18 protein-coding genes are annotated in these 19,470 nt (G+C 72.4%); 11 read left to right on the forward strand and 7 right to left on the reverse strand.

Features of this window, described 5'->3' with window-relative positions; genetic code table 11:
- Positions 1-5 precede the first annotated feature (5 nt).
- Genes ABTW95_RS31120 through ABTW95_RS31130 form a run of 3 tightly spaced genes read right to left on the reverse strand, consistent with a single transcriptional unit; the run spans position 6 to position 3,078 of the window.
- On the reverse strand, positions 6-920 hold the full coding sequence (locus ABTW95_RS31120) for a carbohydrate ABC transporter permease (RefSeq protein WP_396449369.1): 915 nt from the start codon (positions 918-920) through the stop codon (positions 6-8).
- On the reverse strand, positions 917-1,789 hold the full coding sequence (locus ABTW95_RS31125) for a carbohydrate ABC transporter permease (protein WP_396449368.1): 873 nt from the start codon (positions 1,787-1,789) through the stop codon (positions 917-919). Before ABTW95_RS31125 ends, ABTW95_RS31120 begins: the two co-directional genes overlap by 4 nt.
- Positions 1,786-3,078 carry an ABC transporter substrate-binding protein gene (locus ABTW95_RS31130; protein WP_500228171.1) on the reverse strand — a complete coding sequence of 431 codons (1,293 nt, stop codon included), beginning with the start codon at positions 3,076-3,078 and terminating at the stop codon, positions 1,786-1,788. The genes ABTW95_RS31125 and ABTW95_RS31130 overlap by 4 nt, the downstream gene beginning before the upstream one ends.
- 353 nt (positions 3,079-3,431) lie before the next feature.
- Between ABTW95_RS31130 and ABTW95_RS31135 the strand changes: the two genes are divergently transcribed.
- From ABTW95_RS31135 to ABTW95_RS31145, 3 genes are all read left to right on the forward strand, one after another.
- Positions 3,432-4,475, forward strand: a complete 1,044-nt coding sequence (locus ABTW95_RS31135; RefSeq protein WP_500228172.1) for a LacI family DNA-binding transcriptional regulator — start codon at positions 3,432-3,434, stop codon at positions 4,473-4,475.
- A 398-nt stretch (positions 4,476-4,873) separates the two neighbouring features.
- The gene (locus tag ABTW95_RS31140; protein WP_500228173.1) at positions 4,874-5,932 is read left to right on the forward strand and encodes an arabinan endo-1,5-alpha-L-arabinosidase; all 1,059 of its coding nucleotides are present in this window, start codon (positions 4,874-4,876) and stop codon (positions 5,930-5,932) included.
- Positions 5,933-6,009: 77 nt separating this feature from the next.
- A complete protein-coding gene (locus ABTW95_RS31145; RefSeq protein ID WP_500228174.1) occupies positions 6,010-7,059 on the forward strand; it encodes an MBL fold metallo-hydrolase in 1,050 nt (349 codons plus the stop codon).
- On the opposite strand, the gene ABTW95_RS31150 is transcribed toward ABTW95_RS31145, so the two are convergent.
- Positions 7,056-7,652, reverse strand: a complete 597-nt coding sequence (locus tag ABTW95_RS31150; RefSeq protein ID WP_396449363.1) for a TetR/AcrR family transcriptional regulator — start codon at positions 7,650-7,652, stop codon at positions 7,056-7,058. The genes ABTW95_RS31145 and ABTW95_RS31150 overlap by 4 nt on opposite strands.
- 91 nt (positions 7,653-7,743) lie before the next feature.
- Between ABTW95_RS31150 and ABTW95_RS31155 the strand changes: the two genes are divergently transcribed.
- The 4 genes from ABTW95_RS31155 (at position 7,744) to ABTW95_RS31170 (ending at position 11,662) form a co-directional block, all read left to right on the forward strand.
- Complete coding sequence (locus ABTW95_RS31155) at positions 7,744-9,171, forward strand: MDR family MFS transporter (protein WP_500228175.1); 1,428 nt, start codon at positions 7,744-7,746, stop codon at positions 9,169-9,171.
- A gap of 134 nt (positions 9,172-9,305) precedes the next feature.
- Positions 9,306-10,526, forward strand: coding sequence for an ROK family protein (locus tag ABTW95_RS31160; RefSeq protein WP_396449361.1), 1,221 nt, complete (start codon positions 9,306-9,308; stop codon positions 10,524-10,526).
- A gap of 98 nt (positions 10,527-10,624) precedes the next feature.
- Complete coding sequence (locus tag ABTW95_RS31165; RefSeq protein ID WP_396449360.1) at positions 10,625-11,143, forward strand: hypothetical protein; 519 nt, start codon at positions 10,625-10,627, stop codon at positions 11,141-11,143.
- A 60-nt stretch (positions 11,144-11,203) separates the two neighbouring features.
- Positions 11,204-11,662, forward strand: coding sequence for a carboxymuconolactone decarboxylase family protein (locus tag ABTW95_RS31170; protein ID WP_396449359.1), 459 nt, complete (start codon positions 11,204-11,206; stop codon positions 11,660-11,662).
- Positions 11,663-11,766: 104 nt separating this feature from the next.
- On the opposite strand, the gene ABTW95_RS31175 is transcribed toward ABTW95_RS31170, so the two are convergent.
- Genes ABTW95_RS31175 through ABTW95_RS31185 form a run of 3 tightly spaced genes read right to left on the reverse strand, consistent with a single transcriptional unit; the run spans position 11,767 to position 15,381 of the window.
- Positions 11,767-13,566 carry a protein kinase domain-containing protein gene (locus tag ABTW95_RS31175; protein ID WP_500228176.1) on the reverse strand — a complete coding sequence of 600 codons (1,800 nt, stop codon included), beginning with the start codon at positions 13,564-13,566 and terminating at the stop codon, positions 11,767-11,769.
- Positions 13,567-13,614: 48 nt separating this feature from the next.
- On the reverse strand, positions 13,615-14,028 hold the full coding sequence (locus ABTW95_RS31180; protein ID WP_396452995.1) for a MarR family winged helix-turn-helix transcriptional regulator: 414 nt from the start codon (positions 14,026-14,028) through the stop codon (positions 13,615-13,617).
- A gap of 57 nt (positions 14,029-14,085) precedes the next feature.
- Entirely contained in the window at positions 14,086-15,381 is a 1,296-nt protein-coding gene (locus tag ABTW95_RS31185; protein ID WP_500228177.1) for a GH1 family beta-glucosidase, read from the reverse strand.
- 151 nt (positions 15,382-15,532) lie between these two features.
- Here ABTW95_RS31185 and ABTW95_RS31190 point away from each other — a divergent pair, with 151 nt between their 5' ends.
- From ABTW95_RS31190 to ABTW95_RS31205, 4 genes are all read left to right on the forward strand, one after another.
- Positions 15,533-16,156 (forward strand): TetR/AcrR family transcriptional regulator, encoded by a 624-nt coding sequence (locus ABTW95_RS31190; protein ID WP_396452991.1) that lies wholly within the window; start codon positions 15,533-15,535, stop codon positions 16,154-16,156.
- A gap of 83 nt (positions 16,157-16,239) precedes the next feature.
- Complete coding sequence (locus tag ABTW95_RS31195) at positions 16,240-16,848, forward strand: LURP-one-related family protein (protein ID WP_396452990.1); 609 nt, start codon at positions 16,240-16,242, stop codon at positions 16,846-16,848.
- A gap of 176 nt (positions 16,849-17,024) precedes the next feature.
- Positions 17,025-18,131, forward strand: coding sequence for a ferritin-like domain-containing protein (locus tag ABTW95_RS31200; RefSeq protein WP_396452988.1), 1,107 nt, complete (start codon positions 17,025-17,027; stop codon positions 18,129-18,131).
- A gap of 260 nt (positions 18,132-18,391) precedes the next feature.
- Positions 18,392-19,303, forward strand: a complete 912-nt coding sequence (locus tag ABTW95_RS31205; RefSeq protein WP_500228178.1) for a hypothetical protein — start codon at positions 18,392-18,394, stop codon at positions 19,301-19,303.
- Positions 19,304-19,470: the final 167 nt, after the last annotated feature.

The raw sequence follows: 19,470 nt of genomic DNA on the forward strand, positions 1-19,470 counted from the left end.
GGCGGTCACTTGACGGCGCCGATGGTGAGGCCGCCGCGCCAGTACCGCTGGAGCAGGAGGAAAGCGATGATCAGGGGGATGATCGCGACGAGCGAGCCGGCCACGATGACGTTGAACAGGGCCTGCCCGCCGCCGCTGCCGATGGTCGCGGACTGGTACCACGTGCGCAGTCCCACGGTCAGCGGGAACAGGTCGTCGTCGCTGAGCATCACCAGCGGCAGGAAGAAGTTGTTCCAGGTGGCCACCATCGTGAACAGCAGCACGGTGACGAGCGCGGGGCGCATCGCCGGCAGCGCGACGCTGAGGAACACCCGGAACTCGCCGGCGCCGTCGATGCGGGCGGCCTCCAGCATCTCGTCCGGCACCGAGTCGTGCGCGTAGACGCGCAGCAGGTACACGCCGAACGGGTTGAGCAGCGACGGCAGGATCACCGCCCACACCGAGTCGGTGAGCCCGATCTCGCTCATCAGCAGGTACGTCGGCAGGACGAGCGCCGTCATCGGCACCATGATCAGGCCGAGCAGGGCCGCGAACAGCGCGTTGCGCCCGGGGAAGCGCAGCTTGGCGAACGCGTATCCGGCGAGCGCCGCGACCGCCGTCGCGCCGAAGCCGCTCACGACCGAGTACAGCGCCGAGTTCCGCAGCCACTTGAGGTAGACGCCGTCGTCCTGGGTGAACAGCCGGGACAGGTTGTCGAACAGGCTGAAGTCGCCGCCGAACCACAGCGGCTGCGAGCCGAACAGCCCGTCGTTGTTCTTCGTCGCCGCCACCAGCAGCCACCAGAACGGCAGCAGGAAGTACACCGCCATGACCGCCATCACGGCGTGCGAGGCGATCCGCCCGGCGCCGAACCGGGCCGTCCGGCGCGGCGTCCGCTCGGCCGCGCGGGTGGACGTGCCGTCCAGCGTCACGGTGCTCATCGCAGCGCGCTCCTTCGCCTCGTGACGAACAGGAAGATGTACGACCCGATGAAGACGACCGCGCCCAGCAGGAAGGAGATGGCGGCGGAGTAGTTGTACTGCTGGTACGAGAACGCCTGGTGGTAGGCGTACATGTTGGGCGTGTAGCTGTTGGTGATCGCGCCCGGGTTCAGCGGCTGCAGGATCAGCGGCTCGGTGAAGAACTGCAGGGTGCCGATGATCGTGAAGATCGTGACCAGCACGATCGCCGCGGAGATCATCGGCGTCTTGATGCGCAGCGCGATCTGCACCGGCCCGGCGCCGTCGATGCGGGCCGACTCGTACACCTCGCGCGGCAGCCCCTGCAGCGCCGCGTACAGGACGATCATGTTGTAGCCGGCCCACTGCCAGGTCACGACGTTGCCCAGCGAGACCAGCACCGTGTCGCCGGACAGCGGGTCCAGGCCGCCGGCGGAGCTGAACAGGCCGGTCCGCGGGCTGTAGAGGAAGCCCCACATCAGCGTCCCGATCACCACCGGCACCGCGTACGGGACGAACGCCGCCAGCCGGAAGAACCGCGACAGGCGTGAGGTGGCCTCGTCGATGAGCAGCGCGAAGACCAGCGCCAGCGCGATCATCACCGGGGTCTGCACGACCCCGAAGACGATCACGCGGACGACGCCGCGGCGGAACTCGGGGTCGCCGAGCGCCTGCCGGTAGTTGTCCAGCCAGGCGAAGACCTCGCCCTGCACCAGCGTGGACCGGTACAGGCTGAGCTTGGCCGCGTACGCCATCGGCAGCAGCAGGAACGCGACGAGCAGGACGGTGAAGGGGGTGACGAACAGCCACCCGGCCGCCGCGTGGCGGCCGGGTCCCTTGCGTATCCTCACGGCGCGACCTTGAAGCCCTGCTGCGAGGCGTACTTCGTCAGGTTCTGCTGGACGGTGTCCAGCGCCGCCGGCCACGAGGTCTTCTTCTCGATGGCCTGGTTCAGGGCCGTCGTCAGCTGGCTGAAGTAGTAGCTGTTGAACGGGCTCCAGCGGAACTCGCCGACGCCGTTGTACGCGGGCACGAACACCTCGTTGACCTTCTGGCCGCCGAAGAACTCGTACTCCTTGCCGCGGAAGTAGTCCCACTCCAGGATCGGCGTCGTGGTCGGGAACAGGAACGCCTGGTCGATGCCGATGCGCCACGCCTCCTTGTCGACCCCGAAGATCTCCATGGCGACCTTCGTCGCCTCCTTCGGGTGCTCGGACTGGTCGGTGACGGCGAACGCGGAGCCGCCCCAGTCGCCCTGCGCGTTCGCGCCGTCCGTCCACTGCGGCAGCGGCGCGGCCCGCCACTTGCCGGAAGTCTTCTTGGCGACGCTCGCCAGGTAGCCGGGACCCCAGCCGGCGGCCAGGTAGGTGGCGTACTTGCCGGTGGTCAGGCCGGTGTAGAAGTCGGTCGTCGCGAAGGCGGTGGTGTCGGCGAGGCCGGTGCCGACCATGTCCTCCCAGTACGACATCGTCTGCTTGGCCTGCGGGCCGTTGAGGCTGAGACCGATGTTCGGCGCCTTCGCGGACGTGTAGTCGAACGGCCGCGCGCCGGCCTGCCACAGCAGCCCGGTCATGAAGCCGCCGTCGTTGGCGCCGAAGTCGGTCATGAAGCTGGACGGCGACGCCTTCTTCAGCTTCTGCGCCTGCTCCTTGAACTCGGCCCAGGTCTTCGGGACGGTGAGCTTGTACTTGTCGAAGATGTCCTTGCGGTACAGCATCGCCATCGGGCCGGCGTCGACCGGGATCGCGTACACCTTGTCGCCGGCGCTGACCTGCTTCCACGCCCAGTCGACGTAGTTGCCCTTGGCGGCGTTGGCGCCGTACTCGCCCATGTCGACCAGGTGCTTGGTGAGCTGGAACGTGGGGATCTCCTGGAACTCGATCATCACCACGTCCGGCGCGCCCTTGCCCGCCTTGAGCGCGGTCTGCAGCTTGGTGTACTGGTCCTGGCCGGTGCCGGCGTTCGTCCACTCGATCTGGACGTCGGTGTGCGTCTTGTTGAAGTGGTCGACGACCGGCTTGAACGACGGGTACCAGGCCCAGACCTTGATCTTGACGGGGCCGTCGGGCTTGCCGCCCGCGTCGCCGGACCCGCCGCAGCCCGCGGCGGTCAGCGCGGCGGCGGCGACCACCGCGACCATCGCCCGGACCGGCCGGCGCCGTCCGCGTTTTAGACTGGAGTGCCTGACACTCATTGGTCCCTCCCAGGGGGATTCGACGCGCTGGTATCGCGTGTTGGGTAAGTCGGTCCTTGGTGCTGGCACACCAAGGACCGGCTGTCAGGTCCCGCGTACGTCCCGTGCCCGCACGAGCGCGAGGCGTCTCGCGAGTCGCATGTCAGCCCTGGTGAGCGCATGGCCCACCGGTTTCGGATATCCTTTGCAGCGCTGCAAACAGGATGCACGGCGCGGCAGTGGACGGCAAGAGGGAACTGCCGGAAGCTTGTGGAGGGCCGGAGCGGGCCGCCGACCGACACCAGCCGGAGGGGACGGGGATGCGACGAGGACGTGAGGTGACCCTGCGCGACGTGGCCGAGCTCGCCGGCGTGTCCAGCCGGACGGTCTCCAACGTGGTGAACGGCTACGCCAACGTCACCGAGCACACCCGGCGGCGCGTGCAGGAGGCCGTCGACCAGCTCGGCTACCGGCCCAACGTGCTCGCCCGCAACCTGGCGCGCGGCCGGTCCGGGCAGATCGCGGTGGTCGTCCCGTACCTGGACACGCCGTATTTCTCCGAACTGCTCCAGGACATCATCCGGGCCGCCCGCGTGCAGGGCTACAACGTGCTGATCGACCAGACGGACGGCGACCGCGAGCACGAGCGGATGCTCATCAACCACGGCTCCAGCCGGCTGCTCTTCGACGGGGTCATCTTCAGCCCGCTCGGCCTCTCGCAGGAGGCCCTCGCCGACCGCGACCCCGACCTGCCGCTGGTCATCCTCGGCGAGCGCGTCAGCGATGGAACGTTCGACCACGTCGGCATCGACGACGTCGAGGCGTCCCGGCACGCCGTCGAGCACCTGCTGGACCTCGGCCGCCGCCGGGTCGCCGCGATCGGCGACCAGCCGTACGAGACGGGCGAGGCGGCCCAGCTGCGCACCCGCGGCTTCCGCGAGGCGCACGAGCGGCGCGGGCTCCCGGTGCACGAGGACCTCATCATCCGCAGGCCCCGCTTCAACCGGGCGGACGGCGCGGAGGCCATGGCCCACCTGCTCGACCGCGGCGACCCGCCGGACGCCGTCTTCTGCTACAGCGACCTCGTCGCGCTGGGCGCGATCCACACGCTGATCTCGCGCGGGATGCGGGTGCCGGAGGACGTCGCGGTCATCGGCTACGACGACATCGAGGACGGCCGGTACTCCAACCCGACGGTCACCACGATCTCGCCGGACAAGGGCATGATCGCGGCCACCGCCGTCGAGCGCCTGCTGCTGCGCATCGGCAGCAAGACGCCGCCGCCGGGGCTCGAACTCCGGGCGCCGCACCGCCTGATCGTCCGCGAGAGCACCGCCGGCCGCGCCGCCCCCGCCGCGCACTGACCCCCGCCGCCCGGCCGCGCCAGCGCGCCGGTGTGCCGCACCGGCTCGCCCGGCCGCGCCCGCGAGGCGGCGTGCCGCAGCGGCCCGCCCGGCCGCGGCCGCGTGGCGGCGGGGCGCGTGCGGCGAGTTCCTTTCGTACGGTTCTTGCGCCCTTCCGGCGTTCGGTGCATGCTGTTTTGCAGCGCTGCAATTGCCGGCGGCGGCGGACTCGGGGCGCGCGCCGCCGGCCGTCGCGGCTGCGTGCGCCGGCGCCCCGCGTTCCCGGAGGTGAGTCAAGGCCGCCACGTCGGCGTCGATGTTACCGGTCACACCCGCTGTCATGCGCGGGGTCCGCGGCCGTCCGGCCGCTCGCCCCCGCGTGTTTCGGGCCGGCAGCGTCACCCGAAAGGAGAGTCCCCATGACCGCTCCCCTGGTGCCGCATGCGCGGCGGCGCCCCTGGCGCGCCTTGGCGATCGCCTTGGCCGTCGCGCTCGCGGCGGTGTCGTCGGCTGCCCTGGCCACCCGGTCCGCAGACGCCGGCGAGCAGGTGCGCCTCGCCGGCGCGGCCGCCGGGAAGGCCCTGGCGGCGGGGTATCCGAACCCCGGATACGTCACCGGCTCGACCGGCGCGCACGACCCCTCCGTCGTCCGGGCGCCCGGCGGGACCTACATCGTCGTCACGACCGGCGACAACATCCCGATCAAGACGTCCACCGACCGGACCGCGTGGCGGAACGCCGGCGTCGCCTTCCCCGGCGGCGCGCCGTGGACCAGCGCCTACACCAATGGCGGCCGGAGCCTGTGGGCGCCCGACATCTCCTACCACAACGGCCAGTTCTACCTGTACTACTCGGCGTCCACCTTCGGGTCGCAGCATTCGGCGATCTTCCTGGCCACCAGTCCCACCGGCGCGTCGGGCACCTGGACGCACCGCGGCATGGTCATCGACAGCAGCTCCTCGGTGGACTACAACGCGATCGACCCGAACCTCGTCGTCGACGGGTCGGGCCAGTGGTGGCTGACCTTCGGGTCGTTCTGGTCCGGCATCAAGATGATCCGCCTTGACGCCGGCAGCGGCCTGCGCTCCTCGTCCGACCGGTCCGTGCGCTCCATCGCGTCCCGGGGCGGCGGCCCGATCGAGGCTCCGTTCATCTACCGGCACGGCGGCTACTACTACCTGTTCGTGTCGTTCGACTACTGCTGCCGGGGCGCCGCCAGCACCTACCGCGTCATGGTGGGCCGGTCGGCGTCCGTCACCGGCCCCTACGTCGACCGCAACGGCGTGCCCATGAACAGCGGCGGCGGCACCGAGGTGCTCGCGGGCCACGGCTCGATCCACGGGCCGGGCCACCAGGCCGTCCTCGGCGACGTCGACGGCGACGTGCTCTTCTACCACTACTACGCGGACAGCGGCGCGTCCTACCTGGGCATCAACCTGCTCGGCTGGGACGGCTCCGCCTGGCCCTACGTCTACTGACGACGGCCCGTTCCGGCCCGGGCCACCCCGCCGGGCCGGAGCGGGCGGCCCGCCGTCCTCCGGGTTAGGCTGCCGCCATGTGCGAGACAGCGGCCGGGGAGGCACGGGCGTCGATGCCGCGTCCGGCGCCGGGGCCGGCGGTCGATCCGATCGCGCTGGAGCCGGTGGACGAGGTCGAGATCGTCACCCTGGTCGACAACGTCTTCGACTCCCTGCTGACCAGCGACGAGCGCACTCGGCGGGCCGCGGCCGGCGCGGGCGCGGTGGAGGCGCCGCTGTTCGAGGAGGGCCGCACCTACGACGGGCTGATCGCCGAGCACGGCTTCGCCGCACTGGTCACGGTGCGCAGGGCCGGGCGCTCGACCACGCTGCTGTTCGACACGGGTCGGTCCAAGGACGCGATGGTCACCAACGCCGACCGGCTCGGCGTCGGCTTCGGGGACGTCCAGGCCGTCGTGCTCAGCCACGGCCATTTCGACCACACGGGCGGGCTCGCCGGGCTGGCCGGCAAGCGCGGCGTCCGGTCCCTGCCGATGGTGCTGCACCCGCTGGTGTGGACCCGGCGCCGGTTCGCGGTGCCCGGCCGGGAGCCGGAGGAGCTGCCGACGCTGAGCAGGCGGGCGCTGGACGCGGAGGGCTTCGAGATCATCGAGCGGCGCGAGCCGTCCCTGCTGCTGGACGGCGCCGTGCTGATCACCGGCGAGGTCGACCGCACCACCGAGTTCGAGCACGGCATGCCGCCGCCGCACCAGGCGTGGACGGGGTCGGACTGGGTGCACGACCCGCTGGTGGCCGACGACCAGGCGCTCGTCGTGCACGTCCGCGACCGGGGCCTGGTGGTGCTGACGGGCTGCGGGCACGCGGGCGCGGTCAACATCGTCCGGCACGCGCGGCGGCTGACGGGGGTCGACCGGCTGCACGCGCTCGTCGGCGGGCTGCATCTGGGCGGCCCGGCCTTCGAACCGGTCATCCCGCCCACGGTCGCCGCGCTGACCGACCTGGCGCCGAGCCTGGTCGTCCCCGGCCACTGCACCGGCTGGCGCGCCCAGCACGCCCTGGCCTCCGCCCTGCCCGGCGCCTGGGTGCAGGGCAGCAGCGGCACGACGTACCGCCTTTCCGCCGCCTAACCCTCCTGGTAGCGGGCCAGGAGGGGGAGGAACAGCTCGTCCACGATGGCGATGATGCGCTCGTCCGGGACGGGCTCGAACGTCATGAGCATGTCGTGGCGCAGCAGGTCGAACGGCATCGCGAGCACCGAGCCGGGGACGCGGTCGCGGTCGAGCTCGCCGCGCTGGACCGCGCGCCGGTAGATGTCCCGCGACCAGAGCGACCCCGCGCCGATGAGCTGTCCGCGCAGCTCGGCGGGCGTGGTGCCGGCCTCGGCGAACAGGCCGCCGAGCTGCGCGCCGATCATGGCGGCGAGGTCGATGCGCCGCCGGGTCGCGGACCGCATCAGCGCGATGAGGTCGTCGCGCAGGTTCCCGGTGTCCGGGATGGTGACCGGATCGGTCTCCCTCCGGTGCCGGATGGCCGCGATCACCAGTTCGGTCTTGCCCGGCCACCGCCGGTAGAGGACGGCCCGGCTGGTGCCCGCCCGGGCCGCCACGCGCTCCATCGTCAGCGCCGCGTAGCCGGACTCGACCAGCTCGTCCCACGCGGCGCGCAGCAGCGCGTCCTCCAGAGCCTTGCCCCGCCGGCGCCGGCCCGGCTCCTCCGCCACGGCGTCCTCCGTTAAGAGTCACTTGTGTTTCTTAATGGGACAGTCTACCGTGGGGGATAAGAAACACTGATGACTCTTAACGAGGTGCGCAATGGGGGACCGTCTCGATTCGAAGGTGCTCAGGACCGCCGGCGTGCTGATCGTCGGCGTCCTGGCCGTCGTCTTCGACACCACGATCGTCGGGGTGGCGCTGCATTCGCTGGTGGCCGATCTGCATTCCTCGGTCGCCACGATCCAGTGGGTCACCACCGCCTACCTGCTCGCGCTCGGCATCACCGTCCCGCTCAGCACCTGGGCGATGGCCCGGTTCGGCGGCAAGCGCGTGTGGATCTTCTCGCTGGCCGTGTTCCTGGCCGGCTCCCTGGCGTCCAGCGCCGCCTGGAACGCCCCGGCCCTGATCGCCGGGCGGGTCGTCCAGGGCATCGGCGGCGGGCTGATGCTGCCGGTGATGACCACCCTGGTCGTCCGCGCCGCGGGCGGCCGGCTGCTCGGCCGCACCACGGCGGTCGTCGCGCTGCCCGCCCTGCTCGGCCCGATCCTCGGCCCGCTGGTGGGAGGCTTGATCCTCACGCACCTCAGCTGGCGGTGGATGTTCTGGGTGAACGTCCCGTTCTGCGTGGTCGGCATCTGGCTCGCCGCCCGGTACCTCGACCGCGACGACCCGTCCGGTCGCCCCCGCCTGGACGTCCCCGGGCTGACCCTGCTCGCCCCCGGCCTGGCCGCGACCATCTTCGGCCTCTCCGAGGCCGCCACCAAGGGCTTCGCGGAGCCCGGCACCCTGACCCCGCTGATCGTCGGCGTCGGGCTCCTCGCGGGCTTCGCCGCCTACGCGCTGCGCCGCACCGACCCGCTCGTGGACGTCCGCCTGTTCGCCCGCCGCCCGACGGTGTCGGCCTCGACCGTGCTGTTCTTCTCCGGCTTCGCCCTCTACGGCGCCGTCCTGCTGCTGCCGCTGCTCTACCAGCAGGTCCGCGGCACCACGGCCCTCGACGCGGGCCTCGCGCTCGTCCCGCAGGGCATCGGCGCGCTGCTGAGCCGCTCCCTCGCCGGCAGCCTCACCGACCGCCTCGGCGCCCGCCCGATCGCCGTCGCCGGCTTCCTGGTCGTCGGCGCCGCCACCGTCCCCTTCGCCTACGCCGACGCCCATACGGGCACCTGGACGCTCGCCGCATGGCTGCTCCTGCGCGGCATCGGCCTGGGCGCCGTCACAGTCCCGGTCATGGCCGTCGCGTACCTGGGCCTGGACCGCGAGCAGATCGCCCACGCCAGCGTCCTGATCCGCGTGGCCCAGCAGATAGGCGGCTCCTTCGGGACGGCGGTCCTGGCGGTGATCCTGGCGCACGTCATGGCGGCCGGCGACCCGGTCGGCGCCTTCCACCAGTCTTTCTGGTGGGCCACCGGCTTCGCGGGCGTGGCCGCCCTGCTGGCCCTGCTGCTCCCCGGCCGAGCCGCCGTCCAGCAGCCGGCCCCCGCCCCGGCCGAGCCCGCACCGCCGACCCCGGCCCACGAAGCACGCTGAAGAAGGCCCCGGCAGGCACCCAAGCCTGCCGGGGCCGCGCGCCGCCCTGATCATCCGAGCGCGGACGGCCTGGGGCGGGGTTCCGATCCGGGGGCGGCTCGGCCCGGAGAGGCTCCTTGGGTAGCTTGTGGGACATGTCCTCCTCTCTCGTCTCGCCGCGGCGGGTATCGCCGTCGACGCGGCGGCGGAACCTCGGGGCGGTGCTGCGGGAGGTGCACCGGGACGGGGCGGTGTCGCGCACCGAGCTCGCCGAGCGGATGGGCGTGAACCGCAGCACGGTCCTGACGCTGATCGCCAAGCTCGCCGCCGCCGGCCTGGTGCGGGAGGAGACGTCGGCGGCGACGGGACGGGCGGGCCGGCCGCCGCTCGTCGTCCGGGCCGAGAGCAGCCGGGTGTACGTGCTGGCCTTCGACGTCGCGGTGGACCGGGTGGCCGCCGCCAGGGTCGGGCTCGGCGGCGCCGTGCTGGAGCGCAGGGACGCGCCGCGGCGGCGGGGGCAGGACGACCTGGAGGAAGTGGTCGGAGTCCTCGCCTCGTTCGGTGGCGCGCTCGCGGCCGCCGCGCCTCCGGAGGCGGAGTGCGTGGGGGTCGGCCTGTCCTACTGCGGCCTGATCAGGGCCGTCGACGGGAAGGTGCGGCTGGCGCCGACCCTGGGGTGGACGGACCTCGACGTCGGCCCGGAGCTCGGCAGGCGGCTCGGCCTCGGGCTGCCCGTGGCGGTCGGCAACGAGGCGCATCTGGGGGCGCTGGCCGAGCAGGTGCGCGGTGCGGGCGCCGGCCGCGAGAACCTCGTCTACCTGCACGGGGACGTCGGGGTGGGCGGCGGCATCATCGTCGGCGGCCGGCTGCTGGACGGCGACGAGGGCTACGCCGCCGAACTCGGCCACATGATCGTCAACCCGTACGACGGCCGCCCGTGCAACTGCGGCTCGCGGGGCTGCCTGGAGGCGGAGGTCGGCGAGCCGGCGCTGCTGGAGGCGGCCGGACGCGCCGGCGGCCCCGTCGGGCGGGAGGGCGTCCGGGCGGTCGTGGCGGCCGCGGAGCGCGGGGACCCGGCCGCCCGCGCGGCCCTCGACCGGGTCGGCGGCTGGCTCGGCATCGGCGTGGTCAACCTGATCAACCTGTTCAATCCCGGCGTCGTCGTCTTCGGCGGCATCCTCAGCGAGATCTACCGGGGTGCGGCGGCCGTCGTCCGCGACCGGGTGACGACCGGCGGCCTGCCGGTGTCCCGGGAGCGCGTCGCGCTCCGCACCGCCGCGCTCGGCTACGACGCGACGCTGGCCGGGGCGGCCGAGCTCGGCTTCGCGCCGCTGCTCGCCGATCCGCTGGGCGTCCTCGGCGTCGAGAACGCGTAGCGGTTCCCCCGCGCGGGGGAACGCCGCGGCCCTCCCGGGGGACGTGCCGGACGGCCCGGCCGCGTGAGCATGAAGTCCTGCCGATCAAGGAGGACGCCATGACCACAGCCCGTCCCGTGCCCCGCTGGGCCTACTGGGTGGCGCACGCCATCCCGCTGACCGTCCTGCCGTCCGGCCTGTGGCGGATCGCGCTGGGCCTCGGCGTGCCGGTGGGTTTCGCGGAGAGCAGCGAGCTGGCCGACTTCCCGCACCCCATCGGGACCCCGTACGTCTTCGCGCTCAGCATCGTGGCGGAGTCCTTCGCCCTGCTCGCGCTCGGGCTGGTGCGGCCGTGGGGCGAGGTGTTCCCGCACTGGTTCCCGCGGGTCGGCGGGCGCCGGGTGCCCGTGCCGTTCGCCGTCGGCGCCGCGTCGCTGGGGGCGGCGGCGGTCACGCTGATCGGCGTGACGGGCGCGTCCGGCTGGAATGACGCGATGGCCGACAGCGAGAGCCCGCACGGCTTCGCGGGCGCGGTGATGACGCTCGCCTACGCGCCCTTCCTCGCCTGGGGGCCGCTGCTGGCGATCCTGACCGTCCACTACTGGCGCCGCCGCACCATGGCGCCCGCCGCCGCGTGATGTCACATCGCCTCCGGTGCTCGCCGTCGCCCATGTGTCGACCCGCTCGAAGGAGAAGCCATGGAAGCGCGGATGAAGAACCCGGCCCACGTCCTGCCCAGCGCGATGGAGGGCATCGGGGGGCTGATCCAGGCCGTCAACGAGGGCGGACTCACGCACGAACTGCAGGAACTGGTCTCCCTGCGCACCAGCCAGATCAACGGGTGCGGCGCCTGCGCCCACGGCCACGTCCACAACCTGATCAGGGCGGGTGAGCCTGCGGAGCGGACGGCCGCCGTCGCGGCCTGGCGGGGCGCGCCCTTCTTCACGGCCGCCGAGCGGGCGGCGCTGGACCTCGCCGAGCACGTCACCCGGCTCGCCGACCGGTCCGCGCCGGCGGTGCCGGACGCGCTGTGGGACGAGGTCGCCGCCCACTTCGACGAGCGGCAGCGGTCGGCGCTCATCCTCGTGATCTCGCTGGAGAACCTGTTCAACCGCATCAACACGACCGTCCAGGCGCCCGCCGGCGCCTGCGGCTGACCGGCGGCGCGCCCGCCCGGCAGCCGGACGATCTCACCGTCGACGCCGCCGATCCGCGCACCTCGGCCGGCGATTCCATGGGCCTGGTCGTCCCATGGCGGGGATCACGCCGCGGAGGTGGTGAACCGGCTGATCGTGATCTTCTGGGCGGGCCGGCCGTCGTCGCCGCCGCCCTGCACGCCCTTCGCGGCGACCCGGTCGATGATGTCCATCCCGGCCGTGACCTCCCCGAAGACCGGGTAGTTGGGCGGAAGGTCCGGCGCGTCCTCGTACAGGATGAAGAACTGGCTCCCGTTGGTGTTCGGCCCCCGGTTCGCCATCGCCACGGTGCCCCTGCGGTAGGACGCACCGGACGTGTTCTCGTCGGCGAACTCGTACGACGGGCCTCCCGATCCGCTGCCGGACGGGTCGCCGCACTGGAGAACCTTCAGGCCGGCGTTCGTCGTCAAGCGGTGGCACGAGACGCCGTCGTAGAAGCCCTTGCCCGCGAGGAAGGCCAGCGAGTTCACCGTGCACGGCGCCTTCGCGGGATCCAGCTTCAGCTCCAGCGTGCCCAGGTTGGTCTTGATCGCGGCCTGGGTCGGCTGTGAGGCCGGGACGCGGCTCGGCGGCGTTCCCACGAACTTGACGTTGTCGCTCCCCGCCGGCGGGTAGCTGCACGTCTTCCCCGGGGCCGGTGCCTGCGCGACCGGCCTGCGGGCCTTCTCCTCGTCGCCGCGGTTCAGCAGGATCGCGGTGGTGAGCCCGCCCGCCACCAGCAGCACCGCGGCCGCCGCCGCACCGACGATCGGCCACGTCCGCCCGCCCGCCGGCCGTGCGGGAGGAGCGAACCCGCCCGCAGGCGCCCCCGCCCCCGGCCAGGCACCGGGCTGCACCCCGCCGCCACCGGGCTGCACCCCGCCGCCGGGTATAGGCGGCGCCCAGCCCGCCGGCGGCGCCCCCGCCCCCGGCACCACCGGCCCGGCCGACGCGCCCGCGTTGGGTGGCGAACCCGGGGTGGGCGGGGTGTTCGCGTCTGCGGCCGGTGATGGCGCGGCGTTCGGGCGCGGGGTTGCGCCGGCGGCGGAGGTGCCTTCGGCGAGGAGGTCCGCGTCCGGGCCTATGCCGAGGAGGCGCTGCAGCACCTGCGTGGCCGTGAGGCGGGCAGCCGGGTCCTTGGCCAGGCAGGACGCCACCAGGTCGCGCAGCCGGCCGGTCAGCGCGCCGAGCTCCGGCTCCGCGTACAGGACGCGCTGCATGATCGCCGGGACGGAGTCGTTCCCGAACGGCGGGGCCCCGTTCGCGGCGAACGCCATCGTGCAGCCCCAGGCGAACATGTCCACCGGCGCGCCGCCGGGCGAGCCCGCGACCTGCTCGGGCGCCATGTAGGCGGGCGTGCCGACCGCACCGGTCATGGTGGCGGACGTGGCGTCCAGCGGGCGCGCGATGCCGAAGTCGATGACCTTCGGGCCGTCCGGGCCGAGCAGCACGTTGGCCGGTTTGAAGTCGCGGTGGACGACGCCCGCCTCGTGGATCGCGGCCAGCGCGGTCGCGGTCCCGATCGCCAGCCTGACCTGCTCGTCGGGGGACGCCGCCCCCCGCTCGGCGATCATGTCCTTGAGGGACGGCCCGTCGACGTACTCGGTGATGATGTGCGGGAGGTCGCCGTCGGCCGTCGCGGCGAGGATGCGCGCGGTGCAGAACGGGGCGACGCGCCGGGCCGCGGCCAGTTCCCGCTCGAAGGCGGTGCGGGCGCGCGGGTCGCGGCCGAAGTCGGCGTGCAGGAGCTTCACCGCGACCCGCTGCCCGGTGTCCGATTCACCCAGGTAGACGGTGCCCTGGGCGCCTTCGCCGATGCGGGAGGTCAGCCGGAACCCGCCGACCTCCCGCGGATCGTTGGGGCGCAGCGGACGGGCCTCCGGCACTCTTGACCTCCCCGACGCGAAAAACGGAGACAGAGCAGACTACCGGGGTCACTCCGCCCCGCCGAGGCGGAGCAGCAGGTCGAGGAGGGCGGCCCGCTCGCCGTCCGACAGCGGCGCGAAGAACTCGGTGAGGACCTCGTCGGCGACGGCGTGCCCGTCCGCGAGGACCTTCTCGCCGGCGGGGGTGAGGTGGTGCTCGATGCTGCGGCCGCGCCCGCGGCGCCGTTCGATGAGGTGCTGGGCGACCAGCCGCCCGGCGAGCGTCCCGAACGCCTGCTCGCTCTGGTACGTCTCCGCGGCCAGCGCCCGCGCGGACGACCCGGGCGCGCGGCTGATCGCGCGGAGCGCGTCCCACTGCGCCGGCGTCGTGCCGATCTCGGCGAGCCTGCTGTCGAGCATGCGGTGCTGCCGGTACTGGGCCTGTTTGAGGGCTCTCCCCAGGACCTGTACTTCGACGGCCATGTGCCCAGCCTAGAACGGGTCACGACGACGCGAACGGGTCACGACGACGCGAACGGGTCACGACGACGCTATGAGATCCCGGTACCAGGCGTAGGACTTCTTCGGCGTGCGCTTCTGCGTCTCGTAGTCGACGTGGACGAGGCCGAAGCGCGGGTGGTAGCCCTCCGCCCATTCGAAATTGTCCAGCAGCGACCACGTGTAGTAGCCGCGGATGTCGATGCCCTCGTCGATGGCGGTGCGCATGGCCTTGATGTGGGCGTCCAGGAACTCGATGCGGGACGAGTCGTCCACCGTGCCGTCCGGGCCGACCTCGTCGGGGAACGAGCACCCGTTCTCGGTGATGTAGAGCGGCGGCAGGTCGTACCTGGCGTCGAGCGTGCGGAGCAGCGACAGGAACGCGTCCGGGACGATCGGCCAGCCCATCCCGGTGGTCGGGTACTCGGTGATGTCCACGATGTCGAAGGGCAGCGGCCCCTCGGACGCCGTCGCGAGCCGCGTCGGGTGGTAGTAGTTCACGCCCAGGAAGTCGATCGGCGACGCGATGACCGGCATGTCCTCGGGACGGACGAACGGCGCGTCCGCCATCAGCTCCGGGTACCGGCCGAGCAGCACGGGGTCGGTGAACAGGCGGTTCATGAACGCGTCGAAGGCGTCGGCGGCGGGCTGGTCGCCGGGCGACGCGGCCCACGCCGGGGAGTAGTGGTTCGTCAGCCCGACGGCGCGGGCGCCGCGGCTGCGCAGCGCGTTGACGGCGAGGCCGTGGGCGAGCAGCTGGTGGTGCGCGGTCGGGAGCGCGTCCAGCATGAGCGCCCGGCCGGGGGCGTAGACGCCGAACGCGTACCCGTAGGCCGTGACGACCACGGGCTCGTTCAGGGTTATCCACATGTCCACGCGGTCGGCGAGCCGCTCCGCCGCCAGGTAGGAGAATTCGGCGAACCGGTAGGCGGTGTCGCGTTCCATCCAGCCGCCCGCGTCTTCCAGCGGCTGCGGGAGGTCCCAGTGGTAGAGGGTGGCGGCGGGCGCGATGCCCGCGGCGAGCAGCCCGTCGACCAGCCGGTCGTAGAAGTCGAGGCCCTTCGCGTTGACCGGGCCGCTGCCGGGCGGCTGGACGCGCGGCCACGCGATCGAGAACCGGTAGGAGCCGACGCCGAGGCCCGCCATGAGCGCGACGTCCTCCGGCCAGCGGTGGTAGTGGTCGCAGGCGACGTCGCCGGTGTGGCCGTCCCGGACGCGTCCGGGCGTGTGGGAGAAGGCGTCCCAGGTGGACGGTCCCCGCCCGTCCTCGTCCACCGCGCCCTCGATCTGGTAGGCGGCGGTGGCGACGCCCCATCGGAAGCCCTCCGGAAGACCCATCGCAGTTCCCCTCCCCGCGTGCCCGCCGAAATGCGAATAGCTTTCGGATATTAGTGCGGGGGTGGTGCGGGCGGAAGACTCCCGTGGCCCCGGGGTGCCGAACGGCGACCGTCCATGCCGGGCGGCCCGCCGTTCGGGGGACAATGGCGGGGTGACCGAGATCCGGACCCCGCTCCGCCGCCGCCCAGCCCAGCGCCGCAGCGCCGAACGCGTCCAGCGGATGCTCGACGCGTGCGCGGAGATCCTCGACGAGGACGGCTACGACGGCCTCACCACGACGCGCATCGCGCAGCGCGCCGAGGTGGCGATCGGCTCGGTCTACCAGTTCTTCCCCGACAAGCGCGCGGTCGCGCAGGCCCTCGCGCTGCGCAACCTGGAGGAGTTCGGCGACCGGATCTCGGCCCGGCTCGCCGAGGGCGGCTTCGACGACTGGTCCGACACGGTCGGCGCGATCATCGAGATCTTCGTCGACATGCACCGCACGGTCCCCGGCTTCCGGGTGCTGCGCTTCGGCGACGTCGCCGACGTCAACCTGCTCGACTCCGACGCCGACAACAACGCGGTGGTCGCCGACCGGCTGCGCCGGATGATCGTGGAGACGTTCGGCGTCCAGGACACCCCCGGCCTCGCCACCGCGCTCGCCATCTCGGTCGAGGCCGGCGACGCCGTCCTGAAGATGGCGTTCCGCCGCGACCCGGACGGCGACCCCGAGATCCTCGCCGAGGCGGAGCGCCTGATCCACGGCTACCTCTCCGCCCACATCCAGGAGTCCTGACTCCCGCCCGGTGCGCTGCCGGAAAACTCGTGATGTTGCGGACGTGCTGTGGCAGACTCCCACCGCACAACGCGACAGAACGGGTGAGACCGCTGGACGAAGAGAGACTGCAGGCGCAGAACAGGCTGCTGATCCGGCAGCGGGTGCGCCTGATGGTGAACCAGTACGAGGTGCACGCCGAGGCTCCGGGCGGCGAGGAGGGCGAACTGCTCGCCTTCGCGCAGCAGAAGCGGCTGGCGTTCAAGGAGCAGGTCACCCTCTACTCGGACGACTCCAAGACGCGTCCGATCCTCGGCTTCAAGGCGCGCAAGCGCATCGACCTGGCCAGCGCCTACGACATCACGGACGCGCACGGCCAGCCCATCGGCGTCTTCCGCAAGGACTTCAAGAAGTCGCTGCTGGCCTCGACCTGGCATCTGGAGCAGCCGGGCCTCGGGGTGACCACCGGCAGCGAGCGCAACAAGTTCGTGGCGGTGCTCCGGCGGGTCTGGCAGTTCATCCCGTACGTGGACAGCCTGCCGTTCGCCTGGCCGTACCACTTCGACTTCTACGCCGGCGACCAGGTCGTCTTCTCGGTGGAGAAGAAGTTCGGCCTCCGCGACCGCTACACCGTCGACATCAAGGACCCGCGCCTCGACCGGCGCCTGGTCATCGCCCAGGCCGTCGCCCTGGACGCCCTCCAGTCCCGCTGAGATCGGCCGCCGCCCGCGTCTCCCGCCCGGGGACGCGGGCGGCGGCTTTTCCACCTCTTGGTTCGCGCGTGACCCTGGTTTCCGCGAGCTTTACATGTTACGAAGGTATGTAAAGCCGTGGGCGGTGCAACCGGCGTCGCGAGGACGCGGCGCAACGCCTGGAGGAGGATCCCCCCGTGAGTTCCTTTGACCTCTACTCCACCCCGGTCCCGACCGAGACGTGGAACGTCCCTATGGCGGGCGACACCCGCTTCACCTGGGAGTACGACGAGGGGCGCGACCGGCTGCTGAACCTGTACCAGAAGGGCAAGGACAAGCAGTGGGACGCGCAGAAGCGCATCGACTGGGACCTTGAGGTCGACCCGATCAACGTCGCCGGGCTGCCGGAGAACTTCAACCCGCTCTTCGGGTCCGACATCTGGGAGAAGATGTCGCAGAAGGAGCGGGACGAGTTCGGCCGGCACCAGGGCTCCTGGCTGTTCAGCCAGTTCCTGCACGGCGAGCAGGGCGCGCTGAACGTGTCGGCGCGGATCGTCCAGTCCGTCCCCGACCTGGACTCGAAGTTCTACGCCGCGACCCAGACCATGGACGAGGCCCGGCACGTCGAGCTGTACACGAGGTTCGTGCACGAGAAGATCGGGATGTACTACCCGATCAACCAGGACCTCGCGAAGCTGCTCGCCGAGTCGCTGGAGGACAGCCGCTGGGACCTCCCCTACCTCGGCATGCAGGTCCTCATCGAGGGCCTCGCGCTCGCGGCGTTCGGGCTGTACCGCGACATGTCGACGAACCCGCTGGTCAAGCAGCTGCTCGCATACGTCATGCAGGACGAGGCGCGGCACGTCGCGTTCGGGCGGCTGGCCCTCAAGGACTACTACGCCGAGCTCACCGACAAGGAGCGGGCCGAGCGCGAGGAGTTCGTCGTCGAGGGCTGCTACCTGATGCGCGACCGGTTCAAGGGGCGCGAGATCTTCGAGCAGCTCGACATGCCGGTCGAGCGGTGCATGGAGTTCGTCGACAACTCCGACATGTACACCCTCTATCAGTCGCTGCTGTTCAGCCGTATCGTCCCGTGCGTCCGCGACGTGGGCCTCTGGGGCGACAAGGTGCAGGCCGCCTACCAGGACATGGGCGTCCTCGACAACGCCAAGGCCGACCTCGAAGCGCTGATGAAGCAGGACGAGGAGATCGCCGAGAAGGTCGACGAGGAGAAGTACGCGGCCGAGCTCGCGGCGCGCAAGGAGGAGGTCGACCAGGCCATCTCCCTCGGCGCGGCCGAGTAGCCGGCACCCGCCGGGCGGGGGCGTCCCAACGGGGGCGCCCCCGCTTCGTCTTTTGTCGGATATCTTCCTCGCCCGCCGTCCGGCGCAATTCCGGCTGATCAATTCCTGAGATCTCTCCGGCGTTCACCAATTGATTCTCGAATTCGCCGTGCCGGACCCCCGGCTGTACTAATGTCCCCGCTCGGCGGTGCGCCGTTCCGGTGCTCTCGCCGGCGCACACCGCGTGCAGGGTCAAAGCCGAAAAATCCCCGGGGGAAAGAATGAACCGATCAGTCAGAGGTCTGCTGGGCGCCGCCGCCCTCGTGCCGCTCGCCGCCGCCGTCGCCGCCGTGCCCGCCCCGGCGGACGCGGCGCCCGGCCCGGCCACCGCGCTCCTCTACGACACCGCCGGCACCGCCTACCCGGCGCTCCGGGCCCTGCCGGACCCGGTCGTGCAGACCGGAGGGCAGACCGCCGAGACGGCCACCGGCGCCGTCGACGGCGTGCTGCGCGCCGCCCCGGGGACGTCCCGCGTCCGGTCCCAGGCCGCCCGCTGCGCGCTGAATCCCGGCAGGACGGTCGACATCGAGACCGGGGCGCGCCTGCCGGAGACGCGGCTGCCGTCCATCGGCAAGACCCCGCTCGGCGGGCTGCCCGAGGGCGACTGCCTGGGCGCCCGGCGCGCCGCCGGCGGGACGGTCCCGCTCCCCGTCCCGCCCGGGGCCGCCGGCAAGGCCGGCGGGAAGCTCCTGAAGGGCGCGGGCAAGGTCGGCGGCGAGATCGGCGAGGTGGCGGGCATGCGCCCCGCGCTGCCGGCCGGGCGCCGCGCGAACATGCCGGTGAGCATGGCGCTTCCCGCCGGCCCGCCGAGCGCGCCGGCCGCGCTCGGCGCCGCGCGTCCCGGCGGGCCGCCGGCCGGGTCCGTGCTCTTCCCGCTGCGCGACCGGCGCGCCACGCCGGTGCCGTCCGACGACGTCCTCGGCCAGGCGAACGGCGCCGTGAACGACGCCGGCGCGGGCCTCGACCGGACGGAGCAGGGCGTCGGGCAGGTCGTCGACGTGCTGAAGGCCAGGAAGGACCCGGCCGCGCGCCCGGCGGACGGCCCGCTGTCGGCCGGCCCGCTGTCGGATGGCCCGATCTCCATGCCCGACGCGGCCCCGCTCGGGCTCCCCGCGCTGCCCGGAATCGGGTGACGCGCACCCTTCTGTCCAGCGCGCACAGGGGCGTTCCGCGGATGCCGCCGCATCCGCGGAACGCCCCTTTCGCGGCTCTTCACGATCGAGGGTGTAGTTGCGGTTTGAAGCCGCCGGTCTCGAGTAGTGATCTGGCGATGTAGTTGGTCAGGTTGCGGAACCCCAGT

Source organism: Spirillospora sp. NPDC127506 (genome assembly GCF_040302145.1).
Lineage (GTDB): Bacteria > Actinomycetota > Actinomycetes > Streptosporangiales > Streptosporangiaceae > Spirillospora.